General features: G+C 63.0%; 5 protein-coding genes. All 5 read right to left on the bottom strand.

Annotated elements, in window-relative coordinates; translation table 11 throughout:
- Window positions 1-764 (bottom strand): toxin VasX (locus ACF8GB_RS10575; RefSeq protein WP_392527003.1); only part of this gene is annotated, 764 nt, incomplete at its 3' end.
- 12 nt (window positions 765-776) lie between these two features.
- The gene (locus ACF8GB_RS10570; RefSeq protein ID WP_058639689.1) at window positions 777-1,784 is read right to left on the bottom strand and encodes a DUF6708 domain-containing protein; all 1,008 of its coding nucleotides are present in this window, start codon (window positions 1,782-1,784) and stop codon (window positions 777-779) included.
- Window positions 1,784-4,363, bottom strand: coding sequence for a T6SS effector BTH_I2691 family protein (locus ACF8GB_RS10565; RefSeq protein WP_325943699.1), 2,580 nt, complete (start codon window positions 4,361-4,363; stop codon window positions 1,784-1,786). Before ACF8GB_RS10565 ends, ACF8GB_RS10570 begins: the two co-directional genes overlap by 1 nt.
- A 9-nt stretch (window positions 4,364-4,372) precedes the next feature.
- On the bottom strand, window positions 4,373-5,257 hold the full coding sequence (locus ACF8GB_RS10560) for a DUF4123 domain-containing protein (protein WP_392527001.1): 885 nt from the start codon (window positions 5,255-5,257) through the stop codon (window positions 4,373-4,375).
- A partial coding sequence (locus ACF8GB_RS10555) for a type VI secretion system Vgr family protein (RefSeq protein WP_392527000.1) occupies window positions 5,254-6,438 on the bottom strand: 1,185 nt, incomplete at its 5' end. The genes ACF8GB_RS10560 and ACF8GB_RS10555, both read right to left, overlap by 4 nt.

Here is a 6,438-nt window from a genome sequence, read left to right as displayed (position 1 = left end):
TACCAAGCCCCCACCGACGCCGCCACGCCCGCCAGTGTCCCCGCACTCAACCGCAAGCCACCCCTGAACATTTTGCCCGCCTGCTGGACGGCTGCACTGCCGCTCCTTTCGGCAAAGCCCGCCGCCGTCGCTCCTAATTCCAGTGCCGCTGCCGATACTCCGATCATTGCCGCGGCGATCTCGATGTATTCCCGGCTGCGCTTGTCGGCCGCATCGGCCTTGACCATCAGGTTCCAGACTTCCAGCACCGCCACCAGGCTGCCGATGCGCACCTCGGTCATCTGGGTCAGCGGGTCGGGGCTGTAGAGCAGGCGCAGATCTTGGACGTCGTCGAGGTCGTGGATCTTGAACAGCCAGGTCATGCTCCTGATGGCTTCCAGGGGATTGAGTGACGCCAGGGTATCCCAGGGCTTGTCCGGATCGATGAAGTCGAGCGTGCCGAGAGGCGAGATACGGTACTGGCTGTGCCAGGCGTACTGGCCGGTGCTGGCGCGCTTGATCAGCACGTAGAGGAAGCCTTCACGCAACGGGCGGATGGCGTAGCTGGCTTCGCTCAGTTCACCGACCTGGTGGGGGCGGCACAGGTGCGGTGGCAACTCAGGAAGTGCGCGGCGTTGCGCGGCGCTGCCGCAGCCCACGCCGTAGCGCAGCGGCAGGATGGCGAAGGTGCGGGTGCAACTGACGGCCGGCCCCGGGCTGAAGAGCTGCTCCAGCTGGCTGCGGTTCTCTGCACACTGTTCGAAGGTTTCTTTCCAGCTGAGCATGTAGATGGGCCTCTAGGTTTCCGTTCGCGCCGATGCTCGCCCGGCTTCCTCGATCACGCGGGGGAAGCGCGGCTCGTAGCACAGCAGCAGGGACAGCCAGTGGCCGAAGGCGTGGATCAGGATCAGCGGCAGCATCAGGATGTTGAGCAGCATGAACACCCACAGGGCGCTGTTGCGCAGGAAGCGGGTGTCCAGGCCCCAGGCGGCCTTGAGGGACAGCCAGGGCCAGGGGAATTTGGGAATGAGTTTTTCGGGCGCCGGGGCGGCGGCGGGGCCGTCTTCCATATAGCGGCGGATATATTCCCAGAAGGCCAGCAGTTCGCTGGCGTTGCGGGTGGGTTTGCCGACGAAGGCAACCTCTATGTCATCAGTGGGATTGCCTTCGAGATCGGTGCCGTCGCCTCTGTCCCAACTGAGCCACACAAAACCGCCTGTGCCTTCGAGTTCGGTCATGTTCTTTTCGACGATGATCTGGGTCTTGTCCCAATCCATGATGCGGGTGCCGCCGATAAGGTTGGGGCGCAGAAGGTAGACTTTGCGGGTAATGCGGTTGAAACGAATGATCAGGCGGCGGGCGGTGAAGGCTTCGAGGAATAGGAAGCGAAAGGCGTATTTAAAGTAAAAGTAAAGAGCAAGGACTCCGGTGGCTGGTGTCAAGATCAACCCGAATATATAGAACTCAAGTCCTGGAGAGCCGGAGGAAGAGTCGTATAGTCGACTAATGGCCAGCCAGAATGCAGCAAGTGCTCCCCACATTAACATGCTGCCGGTGCCGCCTGCGGCCAGTGTGATTAAGCCGCGCTTTTCATCGTTAGGTGTGCGCACATCGATATAAGTATCGTTGTAGGCATAGAGCGACTCGTTATCGTAAACCGACTTCGATACCGACTCCTGAACGCTTTCCGGGGCGTTCAGTTCGGGTTGCCCCGGCTGACGCTGCTGATTCTTTGCTTCCTCCAGCCTTTCCTCATAAGAAGAAAGGCTCTTTCCCCAATGAAATCCCCACTCGAACAGATACATCAGAGCGTACTCCCCACGGCGCGTTGCATGATCTCGATCTCCTTCTCTTCCGTATCAGCGATGCCCTTGCTGCGATCCTTGCGGAAGGTGCTGTGGCTCAGGTAGCGCTGGAGGTCGTTGGGCACGAAGTACATCAGACCAGCCGTAATGGCGAAAGTGAGAAGATTCAGGCCGAAGAAGACACGGAGCATGAAGACCATGCGGGCCGCCAGGAATTTCGAGGTATTAACACCCACCTTAAGCGTTGAGCTCATAAAGGCGCTACTACCATGCCGCTTGATCATATACTCAAGGAAGGGACCGGATGAGGCGAGGCCAATCGCAAGTGACAAGCTGGCAACACCGGTTTGTGCTGTTGCACGAAGAAAGTATAGATAGTCGATAGATGTATTTTCATTCTTAGCATTTTCCCAGAAATCGGTGTAGTCATACCAAGCCCCCACCGACGCCGCCACGCCTGCCAGTGTGCCTGCTCCCAGCCGTAAGCCACCCCTGAATATTTTGCCCGCCTGCTGGACGGCTGCACTGCCGCTCCTTTCGGCAAAGCCCGCCGCCGTCGCTCCCAATTCCAGTGCCGCTGCCGATACTCCGATCATTGCCGCGGCGATCTCGATGTACTCCCGGCTCTGTTTGTCGGCCGCATCGGCCTTGACCATCAGGTTCCAGACTTCCAGCACCGCCACCAGGCTGCCGATGCGCACCTCAGTCATCGGCCCCTTGATGCCGGCGCGCAGGGCCTGGTCGAAGCTGCTGGCCGTCGAGCGATCCAGGCGCCGGGTGGCGCCCTGGCTCAACGCGGTGCCACCCCGCGTCTCCAGGTGGAAATGCTGCGCGAAGCGCCCCAGGCGCGCCTGCAGCGCATTGGCCAGCAGCCAGTTGGCCGGCTTGTCCAGGGCGCTTGCCAGGCGGTTCTGGAACAGCCGGCTGCCCAGGGTGCTGACCAGCAGCGCGCCCCCGGCGAGGCGGTCGGCCGGCGGGCCGGAGGTGGTTACGGCGGCCAGTTCTTCGACCAGGGCCAGGCTGGCGGTGTAGATGTCGGTCAGGCCCTTGAGGCGTTCCTGCAGTTGGGCTTCGTCGAGCAGCCCCAGCATCAGGCCGGTACGTTCGCCAAACAGCGTGTTCAGTTCGTCTTCGGCCGATTCCTGGTTCTGTGCCAGCGAGCGCCAGAACAGGTTGTCGTTGGAGATGCCCTGTTCGCTCCAGCGCGTCAGCAGCGCATCGCCGACGCGGGTGGCGTTCATGCCGACGATGGCCTTGGCCATCTGGGTCTCGAACAGCAGCCCCTGTTCCAGGTCGTTGCGGTCATAGCGGGCCAGGGCATCGAGCAATGCTTCGCTCTGCAGCCACAGCAGGTGGTCGGCGGCGCGGGCATCCCTGGCCTGGTCGACGGCCTCGACCACGGCCCGGTAATCGCGCAGGTAGTCCTGGCGCATGCCTTCGTTGATGTAGGGGGCGTAGTCTTCCCAGCTCCGCTCCCGCGCCTGGCGGATTTCAGCCTGCTGCACCTGCTGCTGATGCTCGGGGTTGCGGAACGAGCGCATGTTGCCGCGCGACATCATCACGACCTGGGCGTTGTTCTGCAAGTACTCGGAGGACGTATAGGTGACGCCGAGGGTGTTCTGGTGCTGGGTGTAGCTGTGTTCGGCCTGCTCGGCCAGCGCCTTGCGGATATTCTCGATGGCGAAGGCGATGGTGAACTTGCGCTGGTTGTCCAGGCCTTCGGCGTCGGTGCGCTGCATGAAGGCGTCCAGGGGTTCCAGGCTGGCATTGCGCCAGGCGTTGAGTTCCTGGGTGATGCCGATGGCGTCGTCCACCACGATGGCCACCCCGCGATGCTGCGGCTTGTTCGCCGTGGGCATCATTTCCGCGCGGGCAGCCATCACTGGGACGTTCGCGCCATTGAACGGCTGGGCCTGGATCAGTGTCTTGAGTGCGCCCTGGTGCTGCGCCGCGAAGTCGGCGATCAGGTCGAGCCGCTCGTAGGTGAGGACATGGGGGAGTGCCTCGGGTGGGGTCTCGCTGGCGCAACTGGCGATGTCGATGGACGCCAGCGTATCCCGGTAGAGCTGCAGTATGCGGTACTTGCGCAGGGTGTCCTGGGTCAGCGGGTCGGGGCTGTAGAGCAGGCGCAGATCCTGGACGTCGTCGAGGTCGTAAATCTTGAACAGCCAGGTCATGCTCCTGATGGCTTCCAGGGGATTGAGTGACGCCAGGGTATCCCAGGGCTTGTCCGGATCGATGAAGTCGAGCGTGCCGAGAGGCGAGATACGGTACTGGCTGTGCCAGGCGTACTGGCCGGTGCTGGCGCGCTTGATCAGGACGTAGAGGAAGCCTTCGCGCAACGGGCGGATGGCGTAGCTGGCTTCGCTCAGTTCACCGACCTGGTGGGGGCGGCGCAGATGCGCTGGCAACTCGGGGAGTGCGCGGCGTTGCGCGGCGCTGCCGCAAACCACGCCGTAGCGCAGCGGCAGGATGGCGAAGGTGCGGGTGCAACTGACGGCCGGCCCCGGGCTGAAGAGCTGCTCCAGCTGGCTGCGGTTCTCTGCACACAGTTCGAAGGTTTCTTTCCAGTCGTACATGGGGGTTCCTCAGTATGTCCGCTGGCGCGTACGCGCCTGAAGGGCTTCGGCGAGCGGCCGCCCGTGGTTGAGGGCGTCGTTCAGGGCTTGCTGCCAGGCTGGTGTGTTGTGCAGGGCTGGCCCTTGAAGGGCCATGAGGGTGACGTAGTCAACAAGGTCGGCCTGGCGGGTAAGGCCGTGTTGGCGGGCCTGCTCCAGGTATTGGCGAACCAGGCCAAGCCGTGTGCTCTGGCAGTTCTCTTTGGCACCCACGGCTTGCAGTGGCGCCTTGAGCTGATCCGCCAGGCGGTAGAGCAGCGGGTCTCCCGCCAGCATGTCCCAGCAGTCCTGGTCAATCCGGATGGGCGGCACATGCAGGTGTTCCGGCTTGTCGTAGCCGGAGAGGCGTCGCCAGGCTCTGTGTTGCGGGTCCGCCAGGGCGACCCACCAGCTGCGGATCGGCGCCAGCCATTCGGCGATACCGGGCAGGTCATGGCGGGCATGCAGGATGGGCAGAGCGTGCTCGGTGTGATAGCGAAGCATGTAGCTGGCATCATCCGGCCCTTCGACCACGGCGGCCTTGCTCAGGTGCTCTGCCAGCCTGGCGGGAGGCAGGGCACTGACGATCCAGCCACAGAGAGCATCACCCGCTGTCCGGCCCAGGGCGCTGTAGAAGTCGGACTGACCTTGCAGGTCGGCATCGGGCTTTGTGCCGAACAGCCTGGGGCCGATTTCGCGCAGGTTGGCGAGCTCCGGTTGTTGCAACAGGGGCCAGGCGTTTCCCCTGTGCGTTTCCCGCAGCGCACTGCGTTCGGCTGGCTCCAGTCGGGACATTTCGACCAGGCCGGCCAAGCGATAGGCTGGGGACTCGCGCAGCTCGTCAATGATCAGGGCTGCGGCGGAATGCTTGCTCATATGCCCTCCATGCGAACGACACTGCGCCCTTCGGCGATGGCCTTGAGCAAACAACTGACGCAAACCGGATCGCTCGGGGTCGGCACGCCGCTGGCGGCGATGGAGTGGCCCGAACCATTCGTTTGCAACGCAAGTGGCCCATTGAACTGGAGTGATACGCCATTGAGGGTGATGCCGGAGTCGTCGATGCGCAGGGTGCCGCCAGGGGCCTTGAGTACCACGGCCTCAGATGCCTGGATTTCGTATACCTGGGTCTTGTGGACGATGGCCTGGCCGGCCTGCAACTCGACGCGGCCTTCGACCTTCTGGTACAGGTGTCCGCCGATCTCGATCCAGTGGTCTGCGGTGGTTTTGTCGCGCCGGTCGTTGCCGACCTCTTCGATGCGATCCTTGCCCGTCTGGATGTTGTGGTTACGGGCGATGTTCAGGTAGTCGTCCTGGCCAATGGCATGGCGGCGGTCCTGGCCGATGGTCACCTGCTCGTCGTTGCCTACCGTCTCCTGGCGGTCATGGCCGATGGTGATGGTTTCATCGTGCTCCACCTGTTCGCTGCGGTCGCGGCCGACGACGATGGTTTCGTCGTTGCCGACGCGGATGTTCTGATCCTTCTGTGCATGGATGAAGATTTCCTCCTGGCCATGCTCGTCCTCGAAGCGCAGTTCGTTGAAGCCCTGGCCCTTGTGGGTCTGGCTCTTGATGGTCATCCGCGTCTTGTGCCGCGGTAGCTCGTAGGGCGTGGGATGGGTGGCCGGATAGGTTCGGCCAGTGATGATGGGCTGGTCGCAATCACCGTCGAGGAAATCGACGATGACTTCCTGGCCAATGCGCGGGATGGCGATATGGCCCCAGGCGGCGCCGGCCCAGTTCTGGGCAACGCGAATCCAGCAGGAACTGTGTTCGTCGCCTACTGCCAGGCGATCCCAGGGAAATTGGACTTTCACCCGACCGAACTCGTCGCAGTAAATCTCTTCGTCCTTGGGGCCTACTACGGTGGCAATATGTGGGCCGTCGATACGTGGCTTGGGCGGCAGCGGGGCGCGCCAGTCGGTGTGGTCATGCAGCAGCTCGGCGCTGAAGTGGTAGCGGGTGCCCTGTTCGGCGTCGGCGGCGTCTTCCTGCTGGCTGGTGGCCTGCACGCCCTCGTGATGCAAGCGCAGGGTGCGCCAGCCGCGGTTCATGTC

The organism is Pseudomonas sp. xss_4, from assembly GCF_043104125.1.
GTDB classification, from domain to species: domain Bacteria; phylum Pseudomonadota; class Gammaproteobacteria; order Pseudomonadales; family Pseudomonadaceae; genus Aquipseudomonas; species Aquipseudomonas parafulva_B.
This window is presented reverse-complemented; position numbering and strand designations above follow the sequence as displayed.